The sequence below is a fragment of the Modestobacter sp. VKM Ac-2986 genome (assembly GCF_026967795.1).
In the GTDB taxonomy this organism is placed as follows: domain Bacteria; phylum Actinomycetota; class Actinomycetes; order Mycobacteriales; family Geodermatophilaceae; genus Modestobacter.
The window spans coordinates 577227-600521 of record NZ_JAPVBH010000003.1 but is presented as its reverse complement, the minus strand read 5'-3'; the positions used below and the strand labels follow the sequence as shown (position 1 = coordinate 600521).

At 74.4% G+C, this 23295-nt stretch carries 24 protein-coding genes; 14 read left to right on the top strand and 10 right to left on the bottom strand.

Going from position 1 to position 23295, the window contains the following annotated elements:
- Positions 1-19: 19 nt before the first annotated feature.
- The 3 genes from O2W14_RS10810 (at position 20) to O2W14_RS10800 (ending at position 2587) form a co-directional block, all read left to right on the top strand.
- Complete coding sequence (locus O2W14_RS10810; RefSeq protein ID WP_269176097.1) at positions 20-490, top strand: Fur family transcriptional regulator; 471 nt, start codon at positions 20-22, stop codon at positions 488-490.
- Positions 487-2151 (top strand): catalase, encoded by a 1665-nt coding sequence (locus tag O2W14_RS10805; protein ID WP_269176096.1) that lies wholly within the window; start codon positions 487-489, stop codon positions 2149-2151. Before O2W14_RS10810 ends, O2W14_RS10805 begins: the two co-directional genes overlap by 4 nt.
- Positions 2152-2236: 85 nt before the next feature.
- Positions 2237-2587 (top strand): nuclear transport factor 2 family protein, encoded by a 351-nt coding sequence (locus O2W14_RS10800; RefSeq protein WP_269176095.1) that lies wholly within the window; start codon positions 2237-2239, stop codon positions 2585-2587.
- Between the two features lie 34 nt (positions 2588-2621).
- On the opposite strand, the gene O2W14_RS10795 is transcribed toward O2W14_RS10800, so the two are convergent.
- Together O2W14_RS10795 and O2W14_RS10790 are read right to left on the bottom strand one after the other, a co-directional pair.
- Complete coding sequence (locus O2W14_RS10795; protein WP_269176094.1) at positions 2622-3572, bottom strand: proteasome assembly chaperone family protein; 951 nt, start codon at positions 3570-3572, stop codon at positions 2622-2624.
- 46 nt (positions 3573-3618) lie between these two features.
- Entirely contained in the window at positions 3619-5004 is a 1386-nt protein-coding gene (locus tag O2W14_RS10790; protein ID WP_269176093.1) for an AI-2E family transporter, read from the bottom strand.
- Positions 5005-5101: 97 nt separating this feature from the next.
- Between O2W14_RS10790 and O2W14_RS10785 the strand changes: the two genes are divergently transcribed.
- The 4 genes from O2W14_RS10785 (at position 5102) to O2W14_RS10770 (ending at position 7685) form a co-directional block, all read left to right on the top strand.
- Entirely contained in the window at positions 5102-5566 is a 465-nt protein-coding gene (locus tag O2W14_RS10785; protein WP_269176092.1) for a PPOX class F420-dependent oxidoreductase, read from the top strand.
- A gap of 59 nt (positions 5567-5625) precedes the next feature.
- Positions 5626-6210, top strand: coding sequence for a hypothetical protein (locus O2W14_RS10780; protein ID WP_269176091.1), 585 nt, complete (start codon positions 5626-5628; stop codon positions 6208-6210).
- Between the two features lie 7 nt (positions 6211-6217).
- Positions 6218-6739, top strand: coding sequence for a hypothetical protein (locus O2W14_RS10775; RefSeq protein ID WP_269176090.1), 522 nt, complete (start codon positions 6218-6220; stop codon positions 6737-6739).
- A 91-nt stretch (positions 6740-6830) separates the two neighbouring features.
- Positions 6831-7685: a DUF559 domain-containing protein gene (locus tag O2W14_RS10770; protein ID WP_269176089.1), complete on the top strand. Its 855-nt coding sequence runs from the start codon at positions 6831-6833 to the stop codon at positions 7683-7685.
- Between the two features lie 77 nt (positions 7686-7762).
- Here the strand turns inward: O2W14_RS10770 and O2W14_RS10765 are convergent, their stop codons facing one another.
- The gene (locus tag O2W14_RS10765) at positions 7763-9307 is read right to left on the bottom strand and encodes a helix-turn-helix domain-containing protein (RefSeq protein WP_269176088.1); all 1545 of its coding nucleotides are present in this window, start codon (positions 9305-9307) and stop codon (positions 7763-7765) included.
- Positions 9308-9381: 74 nt separating this feature from the next.
- Between O2W14_RS10765 and O2W14_RS10760 the strand changes: the two genes are divergently transcribed.
- The 4 genes from O2W14_RS10760 (at position 9382) to O2W14_RS10745 (ending at position 11561) form a co-directional block, all read left to right on the top strand.
- Complete coding sequence (locus O2W14_RS10760) at positions 9382-9600, top strand: hypothetical protein (protein ID WP_269176087.1); 219 nt, start codon at positions 9382-9384, stop codon at positions 9598-9600.
- Positions 9601-9675: 75 nt separating this feature from the next.
- A complete protein-coding gene (locus O2W14_RS10755; protein WP_269176086.1) occupies positions 9676-10224 on the top strand; it encodes a hypothetical protein in 549 nt (182 codons plus the stop codon).
- A 60-nt stretch (positions 10225-10284) separates the two neighbouring features.
- On the top strand, positions 10285-11037 hold the full coding sequence (locus O2W14_RS10750; protein WP_269176085.1) for a dienelactone hydrolase family protein: 753 nt from the start codon (positions 10285-10287) through the stop codon (positions 11035-11037).
- Positions 11038-11102: 65 nt separating this feature from the next.
- Positions 11103-11561, top strand: a complete 459-nt coding sequence (locus tag O2W14_RS10745; RefSeq protein WP_269176084.1) for an ankyrin repeat domain-containing protein — start codon at positions 11103-11105, stop codon at positions 11559-11561.
- A gap of 7 nt (positions 11562-11568) precedes the next feature.
- On the opposite strand, the gene O2W14_RS10740 is transcribed toward O2W14_RS10745, so the two are convergent.
- Both O2W14_RS10740 and O2W14_RS10735 read right to left on the bottom strand, forming a co-directional pair.
- Positions 11569-13035: an MFS transporter gene (locus tag O2W14_RS10740; RefSeq protein ID WP_269176083.1), complete on the bottom strand. Its 1467-nt coding sequence runs from the start codon at positions 13033-13035 to the stop codon at positions 11569-11571.
- A 61-nt stretch (positions 13036-13096) separates the two neighbouring features.
- The gene (locus O2W14_RS10735; RefSeq protein WP_269176082.1) at positions 13097-13738 is read right to left on the bottom strand and encodes a TetR/AcrR family transcriptional regulator; all 642 of its coding nucleotides are present in this window, start codon (positions 13736-13738) and stop codon (positions 13097-13099) included.
- Between the two features lie 65 nt (positions 13739-13803).
- Between O2W14_RS10735 and O2W14_RS10730 the strand changes: the two genes are divergently transcribed.
- Positions 13804-15126, top strand: a complete 1323-nt coding sequence (locus O2W14_RS10730) for an alpha-amylase family glycosyl hydrolase (RefSeq protein WP_269176081.1) — start codon at positions 13804-13806, stop codon at positions 15124-15126.
- 43 nt (positions 15127-15169) lie between these two features.
- On the opposite strand, the gene O2W14_RS10725 is transcribed toward O2W14_RS10730, so the two are convergent.
- Genes O2W14_RS10725 through O2W14_RS10705 form a run of 5 tightly spaced genes read right to left on the bottom strand, consistent with a single transcriptional unit; the run spans position 15170 to position 20542 of the window.
- Positions 15170-16651 carry an aldehyde dehydrogenase family protein gene (locus O2W14_RS10725; protein WP_269176080.1) on the bottom strand — a complete coding sequence of 494 codons (1482 nt, stop codon included), beginning with the start codon at positions 16649-16651 and terminating at the stop codon, positions 15170-15172.
- A complete protein-coding gene (folP, locus tag O2W14_RS10720; RefSeq protein WP_269176079.1) occupies positions 16648-17595 on the bottom strand; it encodes a dihydropteroate synthase in 948 nt (315 codons plus the stop codon). Before folP ends, O2W14_RS10725 begins: the two co-directional genes overlap by 4 nt.
- Entirely contained in the window at positions 17592-18767 is a 1176-nt protein-coding gene (gene pabB / locus O2W14_RS10715; protein ID WP_269176078.1) for an aminodeoxychorismate synthase component I, read from the bottom strand. Before pabB ends, folP begins: the two co-directional genes overlap by 4 nt.
- Complete coding sequence (gene folD, locus O2W14_RS10710) at positions 18764-19627, bottom strand: bifunctional methylenetetrahydrofolate dehydrogenase/methenyltetrahydrofolate cyclohydrolase FolD (protein ID WP_269176077.1); 864 nt, start codon at positions 19625-19627, stop codon at positions 18764-18766. The genes pabB and folD overlap by 4 nt, the downstream gene beginning before the upstream one ends.
- A 51-nt stretch (positions 19628-19678) precedes the next feature.
- The gene (locus O2W14_RS10705; RefSeq protein WP_269176076.1) at positions 19679-20542 is read right to left on the bottom strand and encodes a methylenetetrahydrofolate reductase; all 864 of its coding nucleotides are present in this window, start codon (positions 20540-20542) and stop codon (positions 19679-19681) included.
- 357 nt (positions 20543-20899) lie between these two features.
- On the opposite strand from O2W14_RS10705, the gene O2W14_RS10700 reads away from it, so the two are divergent.
- Both O2W14_RS10700 and O2W14_RS10695 read left to right on the top strand, forming a co-directional pair.
- Positions 20900-22504 carry a sensor histidine kinase gene (locus O2W14_RS10700; protein WP_269176075.1) on the top strand — a complete coding sequence of 535 codons (1605 nt, stop codon included), beginning with the start codon at positions 20900-20902 and terminating at the stop codon, positions 22502-22504.
- A complete protein-coding gene (locus O2W14_RS10695; RefSeq protein WP_269176074.1) occupies positions 22501-23163 on the top strand; it encodes a response regulator in 663 nt (220 codons plus the stop codon). Before O2W14_RS10700 ends, O2W14_RS10695 begins: the two co-directional genes overlap by 4 nt.
- Positions 23164-23295: the final 132 nt, after the last annotated feature.

The window sequence follows — 23295 nt, the reverse complement described above, 5'->3', positions numbered from 1 at the left end:
AAGACGGTTGGGTGGGCACATGGAGACGGCCTGGGACGACCAGCTGAGGACGGCGGGGCTGCGCGTGACGCGGCCCCGGCTGTCGGTGCTGGGCGTGCTCGCCGAGCACCCGCACGTCGACGCCGACACCATCGCCACCGCGGCCCGCGCCGTGCACCCCTCGATCTCGCCGCAGGCGGTCTACGGGGTGCTCAAGGCGCTGACCGGGGCCGGCCTGGCCCGGCGGATCGAGCCGGCCGGTGGGCCCGCGCTCTACGAGTTGCGGGTCGGCGACAACCACCACCACCTGGTCTGCCGCGGGTGCGGGACGGTCGCCGACGTCGACTGCGTGGTGGGCCAGGCGCCCTGCCTGACCCCCTCGGACGCGGCGGGCTTCGCCGTCGACGAGGCAGAGGTCGTCTTCTGGGGACTCTGCGCCGACTGTCAGGTACGGCGCAGTCAGCACGGGTACGGATCGAACACAGCAATCGGAGAGGGAGTGGGAGCATGACCGACGTCGCATCGCAGGGCCCGGCCGCCAGTGAGGCGAGCCGGCCGATCCTGACCAACCGTCAGGGCCACCCGGTCTACGACAACCAGAACTCGCGGACGGTGGGCTCGCGTGGCCCGGCGACCCTGGAGAACTACCAGTTCCTCGAGAAGATCAGCCACTTCGACCGCGAGCGCATCCCCGAGCGCGTCGTCCACGCCCGTGGCTTCGTCGCCTACGGCGAGTTCGAGGCCACCGGCCAGTGGGGCGACGAGCCCATCGAGCGCTACACCCGCGCGAAGCTGTTCAACGCCCCGGGCAAGAAGACGCCGCTGGCGATCCGCTTCTCCACCGTCATCGGCGGCCGGGACTCCTCCGAGGCGGCGCGCGACCCGCGCGGCTTCGCGGTGAAGTTCTACACCGAGGACGGCAACTGGGACATCGTCGGCAACAACCTCGCGGTGTTCTTCATCCGCGACGCGATCAAGTTCCCCGACGTCATCCACTCCCTGAAGCCCGACCCGATCAGCTTCCGCCAGGAGCCGGCCCGCATCTTCGACTTCATGTCGCAGACGCCGGAGTCGATGCACATGCTGGTCAACCTGTTCTCCCCGCGCGGCATCCCGGCCGACTACCGGCACATGCAGGGCTTCGGCGTGAACACCTACAAGTGGGTCAACGCGCAGGGTGAGACCAAGCTGGTCAAGTACCACTGGCAGCCCAAGCAGGGCGTCAAGAGCCTGACCGACGCCGACGCCGCGGTCATCCAGGGCGGCGACCTCGGCCACGCCTCCAAGGACCTCTTCGAGGCCATCGAGCGCGGCGACTTCCCGCAGTGGGACCTCTACGTCCAGCTGATGGACGACCACGACCACCCCGAGCTGGACTTCGACCCCCTGGACGACACCAAGGTGTGGCCGGAGAACGAGTTCGAGCCCAAGCTGGTCGGCACGATGACGCTGAACCGCAACGTCGACGACCACCACAACGAGAACGAGCAGAGCGCGTTCGGCACCGGCGTCCTCGTCGACGGGATGGACTTCTCCGACGACAAGATGCTGGTCGGCCGCACGTTCTCCTACTCGGATGCGCAGCGCTACCGGGTGGGCCCGAACTACCTGCAGCTGCCGGTGAACTCGGCCAAGAACGCGGTCGTGCAGACCAACCAGCGCGGCGGGCAGATGTCCTTCGGCGTCGACCTCGGCCCGGGCCAGAACCCGCACGTCAACTACGAGCCCTCCATCACCGGTGGGCTGCGTGAGGACCAGTACCCCACGCACGACGAGCAGGGCCCGGTCATCACCGGCCGGCTCACCCGCAAGCGCATCGAGCGCACCAACGACTACACGCAGGCCGGCCAGCGCTACCAGCTGATGGAGCAGTGGGAGAAGGACGACCTGGTCGCCAACTTCGTCACGCTCATCGGCCAGGCCGTCCCCGAGGTGCAGCAGCGGATGGTGTGGCACTTCCTCATGTGCGACGACGAGCTGGGTGCCCGCGTCGGCGAGGGCCTGGGCATCAGCGCCGACGACGTCCGTGGCCTGGAGCCCCTCCAGACCCAGACGCTGTCGGAGGACGAGCTGCAGCGCGCGGCGAACCTGGGCAAGAACGGCCCGCGCGACGTCACCGGCCTGACCATGACGCACACCGTGCCCAACGAGCGCGTCGTCCTGGCCAAGTGATCCATCTGCACTGACGCACCACCTGCGGGCCACGACCGATCCGGTCGTGGCCCGCAGTGCTGTCCGGGGTCGCTACGGTGCCGGCGTGGACGTCGTCGCGCAGGTGTACGAGGCGGTCGACGCCCGGGACGCCGACCGGCTGGCCGCGCTGCTGGCCCCGGACGTCGACTGGCCCGAGCCGATGGGTGGCGGGCGCCTGCGCGGGCGGGACGCGGTACGGCGGCACTGGCAGGACCAGTGGGCGGTGCTGGACGTGACGATGGCGCCCCGGCGGACGCGCGTGCTGCCCGACGGGCGGGTCGAGGTGCTCGTGGAGGTGGTCGTCCGGGACGCCGACGGCGACCTGCTGGGCGGGGCGACCGTCCTGCACACCCACACGCTGGCCGGGGACCGGGTGGCCCGGATGGACGTCGGGGACCCGCTCGGGCCGCTCTGAGGCCGGTGCACGGTGGTCCGTGCACCGGCGGCCGTCACTCGGTGGGGCGGTCGTCCTGCTCGGCGAGGAACTGCTCGATCTGCGCGCCCAGCTCCTCGCCGCTGGGCATCTGCCCGCCGAAGCCGAGCAGGCCGGTGTCCTCACGGGAGGCGGTGAAGTCGTCGAACTGCTGCTCGAGCTGGGCCACCACCGCGGTGTTCTCGCTGGACCGGGCGATCTGCTCGTCGACCTCGGTGCGGTTGGCCTCCGCGGCCTCGCGCAGCGTCTCGGTCGGCACGTGCAGCCCGGTCAGCTCCGCCAGGTGCTCCAGCAGGGTGAGCGAGGCCGCGGGGTAGGTGGCCTGGGCCAGGTAGTGCGGGACGTGCGCGCCGATGCCCAGGGCGTCCACGCCGGCCTCGCCCAGGCGCATCTCCAGCAGGGCCCCGACGCTGCCGGGCACCCGCATCTCGCCCCAGTAGACCGGGTAGGACTCGATCAGCTGGCGGCGGGTGGCGTGTGCGGTGACCGTGACCGGGCGGGTGTGCGGCACCGGCATCGGGAAGGCGTGCAGCGCGACCACCGAGGTGACCCCGAGCCGGTCGACCAGGCCGATGACCGCGGCGACGAAGCGCTCCCAGGCGAAGTCCGGCTCGGCGCCGTGCAGCAGCAGGAACGGCATCCCGGCGTCGTCCTCGAGGGCGTACAGCGCGATCTCGGGGGAGACGATCGACTCGTAGCGGTCGCCGGAGAAGACGATCCGCGGCCGGTGGCCGCGGTAGTCGACCAGGGCGTCGGCGTCGAAGCGGGCGATCACCTCGTTGGGCAGGGCGTCGAGCAGGTGCGCGCCGGCGAGCGCGCCGGCGTGGGCGGCGTCGAACTCGCCGGCCAGGTCGTGCACGAGCACGAGCCCGCGACGCTGCTCGGGTGAGCTGACCGCCGCCTCACGGATGAGGAACGGCTCGGCCGGGGGGAGGACCTCGACGAGGTCCTCCGGTCGCTGCGGCACGGGTTCTCCTCCTGGGTCGACTGCCTCCGGGACGGCTGGAGGTCTGTCAGCGGTGAAGGCGCAGCCGGCGCGCGGCATTCCCGATGAGCCCGATCCGCTGCCCGTCGGTGGTGGTGCCGGCGTCCTCGGCGCCGTCGGAGTCGGGGTTGACCAGCGGTGCGGTCTCCGCCTTCTCCGCCTTCCGGCGCACCAGCTGGGCGCCGGAGGAGTCACCGGCCAGCTGCTGGCTGGTGCCGTCGGCGGCCACCTCGGGGGACAGGCCGTCGAGCTGGTCGCGGCCGTAGCGGTAGAAGACGGCGATCAGGGCGGCCACCGGCACCGACAGGAAGGCACCGATGATGCCGAACATGCTGCTGCCGGCGGTGACCGCGAGGATGACCACCGCGGCGTGCAGGTTCAGGCCGCGGCCCTGCAGGATCGGCTGGAGCACGTTGCCCTCCAGCTGCTGGACCAGCACGACGATGCCCAGCACGATCAGCGCCTTGGTGAGCCCGACGCTGACCAGGGCGATGAGCACCGCGAACGCCCCAGCGGCGAAGGCGCCGATGATCGGGATGAAGGCGCCGAAGAAGGTCAGCACGGTCAGCGGCAGCACCAGCGGGACGCCGAGGACCAGCAGGCCCAGGCCGATGAAGAACGCGTCGACGAAGCCGACCAGCGCCTGCTGCTTGATGAACTCCGACAGGGTCGACCAGGTCTTCACCGACAGGGCGGCCACGTGCGGGGCGGCGCGCGGGCCGGTCTGCGCGGCCAGCCACGGCACCCACTTGGGGCCGTCCTTGAGGAAGAAGAAGGTGAGCAGCAGGGCGAGGACCAGGTTGAGGAAGATGTTGCCCACCGTGGCGGCGGTGGAGGCCGCGTAGGAGGCGATCTGGGTGGCGTTGCTCTGCACCCGGTCGATCAGGGCCTGGACGGCGTTGCCGACCTGGTCGTCGTCGAGGTTGAACGGCGGGCCGGCGAGGTAGCCCTGCACCTCCTGCAGGCCGCCGCTGAACTGGTTGGCGACCTCCTCGACCTGGCTCACCACCTGCGGGACGATCACCGCGAAGATGCCGCCGATGACGGCGAGGAAGCCCAGCAGCACGGTGGCGGCGGCGAGCGCCGGCGGCCAGGAGTGGCTGCGCAGGAACCGGGTGAGCGGCCAGAGCACGGTGGTGAAGAGCAGCCCGAGCACGACCGGGAGCAGGACGACCCACATGATGCTGAAGACCCGGCCCAGGATGACCAGGGCGATGACGATCAGGATCAGCTGGGCGGAGCCGATGGCCACGCTGCGGGTGGCGGCCTGCAGGCGGCGGGTGCGGTCGGGTCCCGGTGCGGGGGCCTTGGTGCCGACCGAGTTCGGGTCGTCGTTCGTGGGGCTGGTGGTCGTCGCTCCGCTGCCCGACGTGCTGGTCGGGTCGGTGGGCTCGGCGGAACGGTCGTCGGGCATGTGCTGATCCCAGCACATCCCGGGCCGGAGCACTTCTCGATCGGACGACGTCACACCGGAGCAGCGGCCTGTCGCACCTCCGTCGTAGGTTGCCCGCATGCCCAAGACCGCCACCGCCGACCGCGTCGAGCGCGACGAACTGCTCGCCTTCCTCCGCCCCCGGCACAAGGCCCTGCTGATGACCCGCCGCGGCGACGGCACCCCCCAGCTGTCCCCGGTGACCTGTGGTGTCGACGCGGAGGGCCGGGTGGTGATCTCCACCTACCCGCAGCGGGCCAAGGTGGTCAACGCCCGGCGCGACGCGCGGGTGTCGCTGTGCGTGCTGTCCGACGACTTCGACGGCCCCTGGGTGCAGGTCGACGGTTCGGCCGAGGTGCTCGACCTGCCCGACTCCGTCGAGCCCCTGGTCGACTACTTCCGCGCCATCAGCGGTGAGCACCCCGACTGGGACGAGTACCGGGCGGCGATGGTCCGTCAGGGCAAGTCGCTGCTGCGGGTGACCATCGAGCGCTGGGGGCCGGTCGCCACCGGCGGCTTCCCGCCCGAGCTCGCCGGCGCCTGACCACGACCCGCCAAGGCCAGGTCCTTGCATTCCGTTTTGCAAGCTGCTGGACTTGCTCGGTGCCCTTCGTGCTGACGATCGACCAGCGGGGGAGCCGCCGCGCCCCCGACCGGGTGCCCGGCGCGCTCACCGTGCTCTCCGGCGTGCCCACCGTGCTGCGGTTCGAGCGCACCGCGGGCGACGAGTTCCAGGGCGTGCTGGACGACGCCGCGGCGGTGGTCGAGGCCGTCCGGCGGCTGGTCCGTGACGGTGACTGGAGCATCGGCATCGGTGCCGGCCCGGTGCAGACGCCGCTGCCCAGCAGCACCCGGGCCGGCGCCGGTCCGGCCTTCCTCGCCGCCCGGGCCGCGGTGGAGGCGGCCAAGAAGCGTCCGGTGCGGATCGCCGTCCGGGGGGTGGTCGGTGAGCCCGCCGGTGACGCCCAGGCGGTGCTGACCGCGCTGGCCGCCCTCCTCGAGCGGCGCAGCGTCCAGGCCTGGGAGGCCGTCGAGCACGTCGAGGCCGGCCGGACCCAGGTCGAGGCCGCGGCCGCGCTCGGGGTCACCCGGCAGGCGGTCGGCCAGCGGCTGGCCGCCGGCAGCTGGGAGATCGAGCGCGACCTGCGACCGGTGGCCACCCGGTTGCTCGCCCGGGCAGCGGGGTGAGCGGCCGGTGAGCATCGCCGTGCTCGTCCTGCTCGCCGTGGTCACCGTCGCCGGTGCCGCGCTGACCCCGCGCAGCGACCGCCGCCGCAGCCCGGCCGGGGCGCTGTTCCTGGTGTCGGTGCTGGCCGTGGCAGCCGCGCTGGCGTGGCGCACCGGTCGGCTCAGCGACGAGGTCGAGACCCTCGGCGTGGTGCTGGCGGTCACCGCGGCCGCCCTCGGGGGCGGGCCGGTCACCACCGCGGTGCTGCGCGCCGCCGACCCCGACCGCGGTCCGGACCGGCGGCGGGCCTCGGACCCGGAGGTGCTGCGCGGTGGCACCTGGATCGGCGTCCTCGAGCGCACGGCCGTGGCCGCGGTCGTGCTGGCCCAGTACAAGGAGGGCCTGCCGGTCCTGGTCGCGGTCAAGGGCCTGGGCCGGTTCAACGAGCTCAAGGCCCCGGTCGCCGCCGAGCGCTTCATCATCGGCACCCTCGCCAGCGGCCTCTGGGCCCTCGCCTGCGTCGGCGTCAGCGTCCTCCTCCACTCCTGACCGCCCCCTCCCCAGGGCGAAAGTGGCCACTTTCGCCCTGGGCTGTGGACGACGGGCGCGGCGTCGGCGGTGGAGTCGGCACGCTCGGCGGATGCGTTCCCGCCTCACGGGCGTCTTCGTCGGCAGCCACGCGGTCGCCGAGGGGCTGCTCACCCCGAAGCAGCTGCGGGAGCGGAGCTACCGTCGGCTCGTCCAGGGTGTCTACGCCGATCCCGGCCTGGAGTTCGACCACCGGCTGCGGTGCACCGGCGTGGCCCTGGTCCTGCCACCGGGGGCGGCGATCGGCGGTCACTCCGCCGCCGCGTGGCACGGGGCGCCCTTCGCCGGCCCCACCGACCCGGTGACGGTGATCCGGCCGCCGTCCGTGCTGTGGAAGGGACCCCGCGAGGTCCGGGTGCGACGAGGGGACCTGGCGGACGGGGACGTCGAGCAGCGGGACGGGGTGCCGGTCACCTCGGCGTTGCGCACCGCCTGGGACGTCGCCGGTCTGGAGTCGCTCGGGACCTCGGTGGCCGCCCTGGACGCGATGGTCCGCTCCGGCTCGGTCTCGCTGTCCGCCCTGGCCGCTCAGGTCGAGGACGGCACCGGCCGATGGGGCGTGGTGCGGGTCCGCCGCGCGGTCGGGCTGGTGGACCCACGGGCTGAGTCGCCGCCGGAGTCGCGGGTCCGGGTGGCGCTGGTGCTCGCCGGGCTGGCGCCGGTGCCCCAGTTCGAGGTCTGGTCGTCGGGGGCCTTCCTCGGCCGGGTGGACCTCGCCTTCCCCGAGCAGCGGGTGCTCGTCGAGTACGAGGGTGCCCACCACTTCGAGCGGGACCAGATCGCCCGGGACGACGAGCGGTTCGCCCGCCTGGAGGCGGCCGGCTGGCGGGTGGTCCGGCTCAGCGCCGCCGACTTGCGGGACCTCGACGGCGTCGTCGTCCGGGTCCGGGCCGCGCTGGGCCACTGAGGAGCGGACGCGACCCCGCCCGTCCCGTCTCCCTGGAGGGCGAAAGTGGCCACTTTCGCCCTCCAGAGGGGGAGGGGTCAGTCGGTGAAGACCTCGATCTGGGCGCCCATCTCGACGAGGCGCTCGTAGAGCTGCTCGTAGCCGCGGGCGATGATGTCGACGTTGCGCAGCACCGAGTCGCCCTTGGCGGCCAGCATCGCCAGCAGGATGACCACCGCGGGCCGCAGCGCCGGCGGGCAGACGATCTCCGCCCCCGACCAGCGGGTGGGCCCGTTGACCAGCACGCGGTGCGGGTCCAGCAGCCGGACGTCGGCGCCGAGGCGGGTCAGGTCGGACAGGTGGATGGCCCGGTTGTCGTAGACCCAGTCGTGGATGACGGTCTCGCCGGTCGCGGTGGCCGCGATGACGGCGAAGAACGGCAGGTTGTCGATGTTGAGCCCCGGGAACGGCATCGGGTGGATCTTGTCGATCGGCGCCCGCAGCTGCGAGGGGTGGATGGTGACGTCGACCAGTCGGGTGCGGCCGTTGTCGGCGGCGTACTCCGGCGACAGGTCGTACTGCAGGCCCATCTCGGTGAGCGTGGCCAGCTCGATCTCCAGGAACTCGATCGGCGCGCGGCGCACGGTCAGCTCCGAGCCGGTGACGATGCCGGCGGTCAGCAGGCTCATCGCCTCGACCGGGTCCTCGGAGATCGTGTAATCGACGTCGGCGTCGAGCACCGGCGAGCCGGTGACCACCAGCGTCGTCGTCCCGAAGCCGGAGATGCCCACGCCGAGCTTCTCCAGGTACAGGCACAGGTCCTGGACCATGTAGTTCGGGCTGGCGTTGCGGATGGTGGTGGTCCCGTCGTGGCGGGCGGCGGCCAGCAGCGCGTTCTCGGTGACGGTGTCCCCGCGCTCGGTCAGCACGATCGAGCGGTCGCGGGACTCCGGCCGCTGCACGGTGGCGTGGTACTCACCGGCGTGCGCCTCGATCTGCAGGCCGAAGTGCCGCAGCGCGATCATGTGCGGCTCGATGGTGCGGGTGCCCAGGTCGCAACCGCCGGCGTAGGGCAGCTCGAACTGCTCGGCGCGGTGCAGCAGCGGGCCCAGGAACATGATGATGCTGCGGGTCCGACGGGCGGCGTCGGCGTCGATCGCGGTCAGGTCCAGCTGCTCGGGGACGACGAGGGTGAGGTCGCGGCCGGCGGCGTCCCAGGTGGCGGAGACCCCGATCGAGGTGAGGACGTCGAGGATGCGGTCGACCTCCACGATCCGGGACACGTTGCGCAGCGTGGTGCGGCCGCGGTTGAGCAGGGAGGCGCACAGCAGGGCGACGGCGGCGTTCTTCGACGACTTCACCGTCACGCTGCCCGACAGCTGCAGTCCGCCGCTGACCCGCAGGTGCGTCGGGCCGGAACGGCCGACGGTGATCAGTTCGCTGTCCAGGGCCGCCGACAGCCGGCCCAGCAGCTCCAGGGTGAGGTTCTGGTTGCCCTGCTCGATCCGGGCGATCGCGCTCTGGCTGGTGCCCAGCCGCTCGGCGAGCTGGGACTGCGTCAGGCCGTGGTGGCGCCGGGCATCGCGGACCAGCGTGCCGATCTGGCGCAGGGACTGACCGGTGGCTTCCTCGGTGATCGTCATCGCCGCTCACGATATCTCACAGATGAGATCAACACGCCGTGTGCCGGGACGGTCCCGTTCCGGCACCATGCGGCATGGGCATCGTCTGGGCAGTCGTCGGGGTGGTGGTCCTGCTGGTCCTGTTCGGGGCCTGGCGGATGGACCGGGCGGTGCAGCGCCGGGGCTCGCGGGCGGCCCACCACTCCGACCTCTGGTTCGAGGTGCGGGAGAGCCGGCGGGACGCCGACCTGGTGGACCCCCTGGCCCGGGACTACAGCTGGACCAGCTGGAGCCGGCGCAACCAGCGCAGATGATCTCCCGGTGCCCTCTGCGGGGGTGCGGGGGATGATGACCCGGCCGACCCCGGCACCACGCGCGAGGAGCACCCGATGTCCCAGACCCCCGCACCCACCGGCGCCGTCGCCCACCCCGAGCTGCTGGCCGTGTACCTCAACGACCACATCGCCTCCGCGGCCGGCGGGATCGAGCTGGTCACCCGGATGATCGGGGTCAACCGGGGCAACCAGCACGAGGCCGGTCTGCGGCAGCTGCTGGACGAGCTGCGCCAGGAGAAGACCGACCTGGAGACGATCGCGGCGGCCCTGGGCCTGCCGGTGCGCCAGTACAAGCAGGTCGCGGTGTGGATCGCGGAGAAGGCCAGCCGGCTCAAGCTCAACGGCCACGTGCTGACCCGGTCCCCGCTGTCCGGGCTGGTGGAGTTCGAGTTCCTGGCGTCGGCGGTGCGTGGCAAGCGCAGCGGCTTCGAGACCCTGCGGATCGCCGCGACCGTCGACCCCCGCATCGACCCGGTGCTCGTCGAGTCGCTGATCGACCAGGCCCACCGGCAGTACCTCTGGCTGACCGAGGCCCGCCGCGAGGTGGCCGCCGGCGTCTTCGGCGGCGACCCCGACGTCGTCGCCGACACCACCGAGGCCTGACCCGGGGCCCGGCCGGGGCCGGGCGCGCGGACGGCCGGGTCCGCAGGTAGACACAGGGCCATGTGCCACGACCACGACAGCCGCCCGCCCGCACCGCCCCGCTCCGGGGACGTCGCCGAGCGCGGCACCCTCGAGCTGACCGCCGCCGACGGCAACCAGCTGTCCGCCGCCTACGCCGCCCCGGCTGCCCCGGCGACCGCCGGGGTCGTGATCCTGCCCGACATCCGCGGGCTGCACCCCTACTACGTCGCGCTGGCCGAGCGGTTCGCCCAGGCCGGCGTCCCCGCGGTGGCGCTGGACTACTTCGGTCGCACCGCCGGCCTCGCCGAGACCGGCACCCGCGAGGACGACTTCGACTGGCAGTCCCACATCCCGCAGACCACGCCCGAGGGCATCGACGCCGACACCGCCGCCGGCATCGAGTACCTCCGCGGCCGCACCCGCCCGGACCTGCCGGTGGTCACGGTGGGCTTCTGCTTCGGCGGCAGCCACGCCTGGCGGCAGTCCGGCGCCGACCTGGACCTGGCCGGCAGCGCCGGGTTCTACGGCCGGCCGAGCCTGGTCGGGGAGGCCGCGAGCGCGGCCCGCCGACCGGTCGTGATGCTGATCGCCGGCGCCGACACCGCCACCCCGGTCGCCGACCAGCTGGAGCTCGCGGCCACCATGCGCGCCGCCGGCGCCGAGGTCGACGACGTCGTCTACGACGGGGCCCCGCACTCGTTCTTCGACCGCGCGTTCGGCGAGTGGGCCGAGGCCTGCGACGACGCCTGGCGGCACGTGCTCGCGCTCACCGACCGGGTCGCCGTCCGCTGACCCACCGCCCGCCCTCCTCCGCACGGGGGAGGGCGGGCCGTGCGGGCGCACCTAGGCTGGTCGGCGTGAGCGAACAGCAGGGACAGGGACCCGCAGGGCAGTCGGAGCCCATCGAGCAGGCGGGGCAGTCGGAGCCCATCGAGCAGGGCGTGCTGGACCTCGCCGTCCGGGTGTTCGGGCTGGCCCGGGCCGGGGAGACCGAGGAGCTCGCCGCCTACCTCGACGCCGGGGTGCCGGCGAACCTGACCAACGAGAAGGGCGACACCCTGCTGATCCTGGCCGCCTACCACGGCCATGCGGCGACGGTCACCGCGCTGCTGGAGCGCGGCGCGGACCACGGCCGGTACAACGACCGCGGTCAGACGCCGCTGGCGGCCGCGGTGTTCAAGCAGTCCGCCGACTCCGTCCGCGCGCTGCTGACCGCGGGCGCGGACCCCGATGCCGGTCAGCCCAGCGCCCGCGCGACGGCCGCCTTCTTCGACCTGCCCGCGATGACCGCCCTCCTGGAGGGCCACCCGGCCTGAGCCGGGGTCAGCGGGCCGGGCCGTGCGGGGCGACCCCAGCGTCCGCCGCCTCGACCGCCGCCCCCTCCCGCGGCCGCCGCGGGGTGCGGGTGGGCAGCACCGCGGTGAGCAGACCGACCGCGACGCACGCGCCGACGCCGATCAGGCCGATGGTGGTGTAGCCGCTGCCGGCCGGGAACGCGGACCCGGCCGGGGTGGCGGCCTCCAGCACGGTGGCACTGAGCGCGCTGCCGAGGGAGAAGCCGACGTAGCGCAGCACCTGGTTGAGGCTCATCGCGCTGCCGGTCTCGCTCGTGGGCACGGCGCGCACGATCAGCCCGGGGAGTGCGGCGAACATGGTGCCGACCCCCAGGCCCACGACGGTGCTCGCCAGGAACAGCTGCCAGAGCTCGTCGCGCAGCAGGGCGAACAGCAGCTGTCCGGTGCCGAGCACCAGCGCGGCCAGGGGCAGCACCACACGTGGTCCGTGCGACCGGTCCAGCCTCGCCGCGACCCGGCTGGCGGCGAAGCTGGCCAGGGAGAACGGCAGCAGGACCAGCCCGGCCACCACGATCGAGGTGCCGAAGCCCCCGGCGGACTCCGGCTCCTGGGCCAGCCGGGGCACCGAGGCCAGCAGCAGGTAGTTGGACAGGCCGGCCAGCAGCGCCGTGCCGTGCGCGGTGGCGGCGTCGCGGCCGCGGGCCAGGCGCAGGTCGACCAGCGGGGCGGGCGCGCGCAGCTGCCAGACCACCCAGCAGGCGAGCGCGACCAGGGCCACCGCGGCCAGGCCGAGCACCGCCGGCGACGTCCAGCCCCAGCTCTCCCCCTCGGCCAGCGCCAGCAGTGCGGTGGCCAGCCCCGTGCCGAGCAGTGCGGCACCGAGCAGGTCCAGCCGGCGCGGCGGGACGTCGCCCGACGGCGGGTAGACCACCGCCGCCGCCACCAGCGCGACCGCGCTCGCCGCGGCGCCGAACCAGAAGGCGGCGTGGATCCCGCCGAGCTCGGCGATCGCCCCGGTCAGCGGGTAGCCCAGGCCCACGCCGGCCGCGACGGTGACCGACAGCGCGGCGACGGTGGTCCGGGCGCGCTCCCCGCTCAGCGCCGTCCGGGCGGTGGCGATGGCCAGCGGGGTGAGCCCCATCCCGACGCCCTGCAGCCCGCGCCCGGCGATCAGCCAACCCAGCCCGAGCGGCAGCGCGGCGAGCACGCTGCCGGCCAGCACCACGGCCAGGACGACGAGCACCACGGTGCGCCGGTGCCGTCCGTCGCCGAGCCGGCCGATCACCGGGGTGGCCACCGCGCCGACCAGCAGCGCGATCGTCAGGGACCACTGGGCGTCGGCCACTGAGACGTCGTTGGCCGCGGCGATGGCCGGCACCAGGGGGGCGCCCAGGCTGCTGATGACCGCCACGAGCACCGCCAGGAAGACCAGCACCGGGACCAGCGCGGCCGGCGGCCCGGGGGAGAGGTTGCGCTGCGCATCGACCGGTGTCACGCCGACGACGCTAACCCCGGACGCGGTGGTCGGGGGCGTGCGTCGGCTCACGCCGCTGCGGTCAGGTGAGCGCGTGCGGGGTGCCCACGGCGTCCAGCGCCCCGGCCAGTGCGGCCACCGCCATCGCGACGAGCGCCGTGCGCTGCTCCGGCGGGCAGCCGGCCGCCACCCAGGACAGGCAGGCGGCGTCGAGGAAGCCCAGGTGGCCGTGCAGCGCGTGGTCGGACGGGGCGGGGTCGCGGGGCTGGTCGGCCGCCAGGCCCAGGATGCCGCGCAGCAGGTCGACGTACCGCTCGCGGGCCCGGGCGCGCAGGTCCGCCGCGGCGGGCACGTCGGAGCGGGTGTCCTGCAGCGGCGCGGCCCAGCCGACCGGGCTGTTGCTGATCACCTCCAGATAGACCTCGATGGAGGTGGCCAGCCGCAGTCGCACCGCCGCCCGCGCGCCGAGGGCGGTGTCCGCGGCGACCTGACGGGTGAGCAGCTCGTCGATGCCCTCGGCCACCACGGCCAGGTACAGGCCGCTCTTGCCGGTGAAGTAGCGGTGCACGAGCGCCTCGGACGCCCCGGCCGCGGCGGCGATGCCGGCGACGCCGACCGCGGCGTAGGGCGCGGTGGCGAACGCCTCACGGGCGGCGTCGAGGATGGCGTCCCGGCGCTGCGCGGGGTCCAGCCGCCGGCGCGGTGAACGATCGGTGCGGGCCACGGGACGCACGCTAGTGAGGTAGCGTCAGTAGCGCCAGTGAGCCCTGATCAGTGGAGGAGACGCGCGTGCCGGACTGGGTGCAGGACGCGGTGTGGTGGCACGTCTACCCGCTGGGCTTCGTGGGCGCGGAGAAGGAGGCCACCGAGGAGGTCACCTCCCGGCTGCACCGGATCGGCGACTGGCTGGACTACGCCGTCGAGCTGGGCGCCAACGGCCTGGCGCTGGGCCCGGTGTTCGCCTCCAGCACGCACGGCTACGACACCGTCGACCACGGCCGGATCGACCCGCGGCTGGGCGACGACGAGGACTTCGACGCCCTCGTCGAGGAGGCGCACGACCGCGGCCTGCGGGTGCTGCTCGACGGCGTCTTCAACCACGTCGGCCGGCAGCACCCCGCGTTCCAGGCCGTGGTGGAGCGCGGGCCCGACGCCCCCTCGGCGGCCTGGTTCCGGCTGCGCTGGCCGGCGGACTGGCAGCCCGGCGTGGTGCCCGGGTACGACACCTTCGAGGGCCACGACCAGCTCGTCGCCCTCGACCACTCCGCACCCGTGGTCGCCGACTGGGTCGCCGAGGTGATGACCCACTGGCTCGACCGCGGCGCCGACGGCTGGCGCCTGGACGCCGCCTACGCCGTGCCGCCCGCGTTCTGGGCGACCGTGCTCCCGCGGGTGCGGGCGGCCCACCCCGAGGCCTACGTCATCGGTGAGGTCATCCACGGTGACTACGCCCGGATCGTCACCGAGTCGGGGATGGACGCGGTCACCCAGTACGAGCTGTGGAAGGCGGTCTGGAGCTCGCTCAACGACGGCAACCTGCACGAGCTGGCGCACGCCCTGGGCCGGCACGACGGCTTCCTCGACACGTTCGTGCCGCTGACCTTCGTCGGCAACCACGACGTCACCCGGATCGCCAGCCGGCTCACCGACCCGCGGCACCTGCCGCACGCCCTCGCCGTGCTGTTCACCGTGGGCGGGACGCCGTCGGTCTACGCCGGGGACGAGCAGGCCTTCACCGGCGTCAAGGAGGACCGGGCAGGCGGGGACGACGCGGTGCGGCCGCCCTTCCCGGAGACCCCGGCCGGGCTCGCCCCGTTCGGGGAGCCCACGTTCCGGCTGCACCAGGAGCTGATCGGGCTGCGCCGCCGGCACCGCTGGCTGCACACCGCCCGCACCACGATGCTCCACCGGGACAACCGGCAGCTGAGCTACGCGGTGACGGGCGGAGCGGTGGCCGGGGACGGCGAGCGGCTGGTGGTCGCGCTCAACCTGGCCGACGCCCCCGCCACGCTGCCCGCCCCCGGCGCCGGCGAGGTGCTGGCCGGCGCCGGCACGGTGCAGGGCGACGCCGTCCGGCTCGCGCCGCACGGCTGGGCGGTCCTCGCCGGCTGAGGCCCGGGGGTGCGGGAGCCCCCGCACCCCCGAGCCCTGGGACTCAGCCCTCGGCCGGGGTCAGGTGCGCGATCGACCGGGTGTCCTGGAAGGCACGGACCCCCTGGATGCCCTGCTCCCGACCCATGCCCGACTGCTTCATGCCGCCGAAGGGCGCGCGCAGGTCCAGCCGGGTGGCGCCGTGGTCGTTGACCCAGACGTACCCGCACTGCAGCTGCCCGCCGAGCCGGGCGGCCGCGGCGGTGTCGGCCGACCACACCGAGCCGCACAGCCCGCCCCAGGTGTCGTTGGCCAGCCGGACCGCCTCGTCGTCGTCGTCGTAGGGGAGCACCGGGATCACCGGGCCGAACTGCTCCAGGGTGACGACCCGCAGCGACGGGTCGGGGTCGACCACGATGGCCGGGCGCAGGAAGTTGCCCTCGGCGAACTCGCCGGCAGGCAGCTCGCCGAACTCCAGCACCGTCGCCCCGGAGGCCCGGGCCTCCTCGACGATCTCGGCGACGAACGCCTTCTGCGCGGGCTGGTGCAGCGGCCCCATCGTCGTCCCCTCGGCCAGGCCGTGCCCCAGGACGACCCGCTCCAGCCGCGCGGACAGCCCGGCCACCAGCTCCTCCATCCGCGAGCGGTGCACGTACAGCCGCTTGGCGGCCATGCAGATCTGGCCGGTGGTGTCGAAGATCCCGGCGTACAGCCGGTCGAGGTGCTCGTCGTCGAGGACGGCGTCCGCGCGGACGATCGCCGCGTCGTTGCCGCCCAGCTCCAGGGTGACCCGGGTGAGGTTGCGGGAGGCCATCTCCATCATCTTCTTGCCGCCGTTGACGCTGCCGGTGAAGCAGATCTTGGCCACCTGCGGGTTGTCGATCAGCCCGGCCATCTCGCTGTCCCGGCCGGTGACGACGTTGAGCACGCCCGGGGGCAGCTTCTCGGCGACCCGCTGCACCAGCCGGGTGGTGGCCAGCGGGGTGGACGGCGGCGGCTTGACGATGGCGGTGTTGCCCGCCAGGAGCGCGTGCGGGAGGGCCGCGCCGAGGATCGCGATCGGCCAGTTGAACGGCACGATGAGCGTCACCACGCCGAGCGGCTGGTGGGTCACGGTCGTCTCGACCGGGATGCCCGGCGCCGGGGCGAGCACGGTGGCCTGCTCGACCTCGTCGGCGAGGGAGAGCGCGAGCTGCCAGCGGATCTCGAACACCAGCGCGTCGACCCACGCCTCGTGGACGATCTTGCCGTTCTCCAGCGACAGCACCCGGGCGTCCTCGTCGCGCTCGTCGGCGAGGCCGGCGATCGCCGCCGCCATCTGCGCCGCGCGCTCGGTGGCGGGCAGTGCGGACCAGGCGGGGAAGGCCGCCGCGGCCGCGGCGACGGCGTCGTCGACGTCCTGTGCGGTCGCCGCGGCCGCGGTGCCGACGACGACGCCCGGGCGGGCCGGGTCGACGACCTCGAGCACGTCGGCCGTGGACCGCGCCTGCCCTCCGATGTAGAGCCCCGTGGTCACCGGGGCCGTCGTGCTCAGCGTGTCCGTCATGCCGATCGCCACCTCTCTGTGTCGTCCGTGTGCACCGGGGTCACGAGGCCCCCGGGTCGGCGCGCGTGCGCCAGGTCTGTGGGGGAGGCCGGCTCCGGGGCCGCCGCGGCGACGGCGGCCAGGACCCGGACGGCGTCGGCGCTGCCGGCGACGTCGTGCACGCGCACGCCCCAGGCGCCGGCCGAGGCGGCCAGCACGGTGGTGGCCAGCGTGGCGCTGTCGCGCTCCAGCGGGGTGCGGGTGCGCCCGTCCGCGGCGCTGAGCACCGCGCCGAGGAAGCGCTTGCGGGAGGCGCCGACCAGCACCGGCAGGCCCAGGCCGGTGACCGCGTCCAGGCCGGCCAGCAGCGCGAGGTCGTGCTCGGGCAGCTTGGCGAACCCCAGGCCGGGGTCGACGACGACGCGGTCGGCGTCCACCCCCGCGGCGAGTGCGGCGTCGACCCGCCGGCACAGCTCGCGGCGCACCTCGGCGACCACGTCGCGGTAGCTCGCCTGCGCGTACATGTCGCGGCTGTCGCCCCGGCGGTGCATGAGCACCCAGGGGACGCCGGCGTCGGCGACGACGGCGGCCATCGCCGGGTCGGCCAGGCCGCCGCTGACGTCGTTGACCAGCACCGCGCCGGCGGCCAGGGCGGCGGCGGCCACCTGCGACCGGGTGGTGTCGACGCTGACGGAGACCCCGGCGCGGGCCAGCTCGGTCACCACGGGCAGCACCCGGTGCAGCTCCTCCTCGGCGGCCACCCGGTCGGCGCCGGGGCGGGTCGACTCCCCGCCCACGTCGACGTAGTCGGCCCCGGCGGCGACCATGCCCAGCCCGTGCGCGACGGCGGCGTCGACGGTGTCGTGCCGGCCACCGTCGGAGAAGGAGTCAGGCGTGACGTTGAGGACCCCGATCACCACGCAGCGGCCGGGCCGGGCGAGCTCGGCGCCGCGGTGCGCGGTCACCGGCCGCCCACCGGGACCGGCTCGCGCTGCCCGGCTCCGTCGTGGGTCAGCACGGCGGCCTTGGCCAGCAGCTCGGCCCGCTCCGCCGCGGCTTGCGACCCCCAGGTGATCCCGCCGCCGGCCCCGTACACGGCCGCGCCGGTGCTGCGGTCGACCACGGCGGTCCGGATGGCCACGGAGAACCGGGCGCGGACCGGTGCGGTCGGGGGTGCGACCAGGCCCACGGCGCCGCAGTAGACGCCCCGCGGCGTGGGCTCCAGCTCGTCGATCAGCTGCATGGTGCGGCGCTTGGGCGCGCCGGTGACCGACCCGCACGGGAAGAGCGCGCCGAACAGCTCCAGCAGCCCGGTGCCCGGCCGGGTGCGGGCGCTCACCTGCGAGGTCAGCTGCCAGACGGTGGGGTAGCGCTCCAGGGTGAACAGCTCGTCGACCACGACGCTGCCGACCTCGGCCACCCGGCCCAGGTCGTTGCGCAGCAGGTCGACGATCATGAGGTTCTCGGCCCGCTCCTTGTCGCTGGCCAGCAGCGCGCGGCTGCGCTCGCCGTCCTCGGCGGGCGTCCGGCCACGGGGCGCGGTGCCCTTCATCGGCCGGGTCCGCACCACGTCACCGGTCCACTCGAAGAACAGTTCCGGGCTGGCGCTGGCCACGACGTGCCGGCCGAGGTCGAGGAAGGCGTTGTACGCACCACGCTGGGCGAGGGCGAGCCGGGTGTACAGCTGCTCGACGTCGCCGGGGACGGTGGAGCGCAGCCGGTCGGTGAGGTTGCACTGGTAGGTCTCGCCGGCAGCGATGTGCGCCCGGACGACGCCCACCGCGCGGGCGTGCTCGGCGTCGGTCCAGTCCGGGCGCCACGGCGCGGGTCGCGGTCCGGCGTCCTCCGGCAGGGCGGGCGGCGCGACCGCGACCGGCTCGCCGCACAGCCCGAACCACACCAGCGGCAGCCCGCCGGGTGCCGACGGGGCGCCGGGCAGCTGCGGGTCCAGCCCGGACGCGGCTTCGTAGCCGACGTGGCCGAAGGCCCAGCTGCCGGCCTCGGTCGCCTCGTGCACCTCCTGCAGGACGCCGGCGACCTCGGCCGGGTCCACCGCGGTGAGCACCCGGGACGGCGGTGGGCAGCGCAGCGACACCCCCGTGACCAGGTCGTCGAAGCGCGCCCACGGGCCGGTCATCGGCTCGGGCGGCCCTGCTGGACCGTGGCGGCGGTGAGGGTGTTGGCCAGCAGCATCGCGATCGTCATCGGGCCGACCCCGCCGGGCACCGGCGTGACCGCCCCGGCCACCTCCGCCACCGCGGCGAACTCGACGTCCCCGCGCAGGCCCTGCTCGGTCCGGTGGATGCCGACGTCGACGACGGTCGCGCCGGGCTTGACCGCGTCGGCCCCGACCAGCCCCGGGATGCCGGCGGCGACCACCAGCACGTCGGCGCGCCGGCAGACCGCGGCCAGGTCGCGGGTGCGGGAGTGAGCGATGGTCACCGTGGCGTCCGCGGCCAGCAGCAGCTGCGCCATCGGCCGGCCGACCAGCACCGAGCGGCCGACCACCACCGCCTCCGCGCCGGACAGCGCGACCTCCTGCTCGGCCAGCAGCGCCATCACGCCCGCCGGGGTGCACGGCCGCAGCCCGGGCCGGCCCTGGGCGAGCAGCCCGGCGTTGGCCGTGGTCAGCCCGTCGACGTCCTTCTCCGCCGGGATGCGGCCCAGCAGCGCTTCGGCGTCCAGGTGGGCGGGCACCGGCAGCTGCAGCAGGATGCCCGACACCGCTGGGTCGGCGGCCAGCTCGTCCAGCAGCGCGGCGACGGTGGCCTGGTCGACGTCGCCGGGCAGGTGCCGGTGCAGGTCGGCCATCCCGGCCTCGGTGCACAGCCGGCGCTTGTTGCGGACGTAGACCTCCGAGGCGGGGTCGTCGCCGATGAGCACGGTGGCCAGCCCGGGGGCGGTCCCGCCGGCGGCCACGAGTTCGGCCACCCGGCGTCCGACGTCGGCCCGCACCCCGCGCGCCACGGCGGTGCCGTCGATCAGCCGTGCGGTCACCGGGTCTCCCTCCACCGGTCGGGGCCGGCGGCGTGTCCGCCGCCGCGGGGGTCAGGCAAGGTCCCGCAGCATCTGCTGCCGCCAGGCCTCGGTCGGCTCCAGGTCGTTGAAGGTGAAGACGTGGAAGCCGTGGAGGTGGTTGTCCGGCTTGCCGATGTGCGGGGCCAGCCCACGGATGATCTTGTCGGGGCTGTAGCCGCCGGGGATGAAGAACCGCCACAGCAGGTTCTGCTGCTTCTTGAGGAACTTCGCCGACTCCCCGATGCCCAGCCCGCCGGAGACGCGCATCAGCTTCTGCCGGTGCACCGCGCCGGGCACGCCCACGTGCACCGGCAGGTCGATCCCACGGGCGACCAGCTCGCGCGCCCAGGTCAGGATCACCTTCGGGTCGAACACGATCTGGGTGGTGATGTGCGTGGCCAGCGGCGCCTTGGCCAGCAGCGCCCCGAAGAGCAGCTCGTCCGGGGCGTTGGGGTGCCCCTCGGGGTGCCCGCCGATGCCGATGTCGGTGAAGGAGTGGCCGATCTCGTGCATGGCGACCAGCAGCGCGTGGGCGTCGGCGAAGCCGGTGTCCTCCTCGCTGGGGTCCCCGCCGACGACGAAGACGCCGGTGATGCCGGCCTCCCGGCAGCGGGCCAGGACGTCGGCCAGGTGGGCGCGGTCGCGGACCTGGCGGGCCGACAGGTGCGGGGACACCGCGTAGCCGTGGCCTGCCAGCGCCACGGCCAGGTCGACGGTGGCGTCCTGCCCCTTGGCCGGCGACGCGGTCACGGTCAGGGCGACGTCCCGGGGCACGTGGTCGAGCACGGCCTGCTCGGTCTTCTTGAACGGGATCACCTCGAAGCCGACGTCGGTGACCGCCCGCCTCAGCGCCTCCCGCGTGGCTCCGTCGCGGACGGTCAGCACACGCTTCACGTGGTGTCTCCCTCTGCCCGGTGGGGGTGGTCGCGGTGGGGACGACGTCGCCGGCGGCGCTGCCGGGACGTCGTCCACCCCGACGACCATGGTGACCTGGGCCACGTCCAGGGCGGGACGGTGACATGACGGCACCTGCGGCACCGGTTCGGTCGCCGGACGTACGTCAATGGTCGCGGTCTCCCGGGCCGTGCCCCGGGTCGCCCACCGGGCCGGCGCCCGGTCCGTCGGGGGGAGGGCGTGCACCGGGACCCCGGCCACTGGGCACCGGGGTGCGAGGGTGTCAGGATCGTCGCGGGGTGGCCTGGGCCACTGCTGGGTCTCGCGACAACGGAGCCGCGTGGAGAGGTGGGGCGCATGGAGACAGCAGGGCAGCTGACCGTCGGCACGGGGACCGGTCCGGTCGTCGCGGCCGAGGACGTGGTGCGGCACGCCCCGGACGGGCTGGCGGTCATCGACGCCGACGCCCGCTTCGTCGAGGCCAACACCGCCGCGGTGGTGCTGTGCGACCTGGACCCGGACCGGGTGGCGGGTGCGCCCTCGCCCTTCGCGTCCCCGCAGGACGCGGCGGGCAGCGGGCGGTCCGGCGAGCTGACCGTCGCCTGGGAGCCGGTGACCGGCCAGCGGCGCGAGTTCAGCTACGTCCTGTCCCGCGTCCCCGGCCAGCAGCGGTGGGTCGTCTCCTTCCGCGACGTCACCCTGAGCCGGCTGCGCGAGCGGCGGCTGGCCGCGATCGCCGCGGCCGCCTCCAGCGTCGCGTCCAAACGCTCCCTGGTCGGCACCCTGGAGGTGCTGGCTCAGGAGGTGGCGCGCTCGGACGCGATCGCCGCCGTCCAGGTGCTCACGGTCAACGCGACGGGGGACCGGCTGCACGTGGTGGGGGCCGCCGGCTTCCGGCGCTCCACCGACTTCTTCGACAAGCTCATGGAGTGCCGCGCGCTGGGCGCCCGGCTGATGATGCTCGAGGCGCTGGAGTCCCGGCAGCCGGTCATCGCCGCGGACCGGTACGACGCCGTCATGGCCGACCCGGCGTGGGCGCCGCTGCAGCAGCTGATGCGCCATCCCCGCTGGGACTGGTTCGTCAGCGTCCCCCTGCTCGCCCGCGGCGAGCCGGTCGGCATCCTCAACGCCTTCTTCGCCCCCGGCCGGGTCGTCGGGGACACCGAGCTGGAGTTCCTGCTGGCGATGGCCGAGCAGGCCGCGATGGCCGTCGACCACGCCGCGCTGCTGGAGTGGGAGCGCGACGTCGCCCGCCGCGAGGAGCGCCAGAAGCTGGCCCGTGACCTGCACGACTCGGTGGTCCAGCAGGTGTTCTCGATGATGATGCAGGCGCGCTCGCTGGAGGTCCTCGTCGCGCGCGGGCTGCCGCCGACGCCTGCGGAGGTGGCGCAGGTGGCCGACGACCTGAGCAGCGCCGCCCAGGACGTGCTGGCCGACCTGCGCGGCATGGTGGTGGAGCTGCGGCCGGCGGCGGCCACGGCCGGTGGGCTCGCCCCGGCGGTCCGGTCCCTGGTCGACACCACCGCGGCCCGCACCGGCCTGCCGGTCACCCTGGAGCTCGACGACGCCGCCGGTGAGCTGGCCGGGCTGGACCCCGCGCTGCTGGAGGACGTCTACCGCGTCATCGCCGAGGCGCTGCACAACACCGTCAAGCACGCCGACGCCTCCGCCGTCCAGGTGCGGCTCGCGGTGGCGCCGCACGGCCGTCGCCGCCGGCTCGTCGCCGAGGTGACCGACGACGGCCGCGGGTTGGGCACCCCGGACGGTCCGGCCGGCCCGGCCTGGGCCGGGAACTGCGCGTCCAGCGGCTTCGGGATGACCGTGATGCGGGAGCGCGCGGCCCGGTGGGGCGGCGCCGTCCGGGTGCGGCAACCGGCGGACGGGGGGACGAGCGTGCTGCTGAGCCTGCCGTTCCCGACCACCCTCCTGGTGACGCCGGCGGACCCGGAGGTCGCGCCGTGACCGTCCCGCACCCGATCCGGGTCCTGGTGGTCGACGACCACTCGGTCGTGCGCCGCGGCGTGATCGCCTACCTCGAGGCCCTCGCCGACGTCGAGGTGGCCGACGAGGCCGCGGACGGGCAGGAGGCGCTGGACCGCCTGGCCCGGGCGTCGGCGCACGGGGAGCTGCCCGACGTCGTCCTGATGGACCTGCAGATGCCCGGCATGGACGGGGTGACCGCGACCGCGGAGGTGCTCCGGCGGTACCCGCAGCTGAAGGTGGTGATCCTGACCAGCTTCGGGGAGACCGAGCGGGTGCACGCGGCGCTGGCGAGCGGGGCGTCGGGGTACCTGCTCAAGGACGCCGGGCCGGCCGAGGTCGACGCGGCGCTGCGGGCGGCGGTCCGGGACGAGGTCTTCCTCGACGCGGCGGTCACCCGGCGGCTGACCCAGGAGATCCGGGCGCCGCGGACCGGCCTGGGCGTGCTGACCGCCCGGGAGAAGGAGGTGCTCATCCTGGTGGCGGAGGGCCGGTCCAACAAGGACATCGCCGAGCACCTGGTCATCAGCGAGCGGACGGCCCGCACGCACGTCAGCCACCTGCTCGCCAAGGTCGGGCTCACCTCGCGCACGCAGGCGGCGCTGCTGGCCGTCAAGGAGGGGCTGGTCCAGCCGCGGTGAGGAGACCCTGCGTCAGATGTCGCGCGCGCAGCGCGACACCAGCCGTCGCCGGTCACCGTCAAGCGGGCGATCCACCGGCCGGCCCCGCCGCCTAGCGTTCCCCTCGGTCGGGCAGCCCAGGACCTCGTCGCG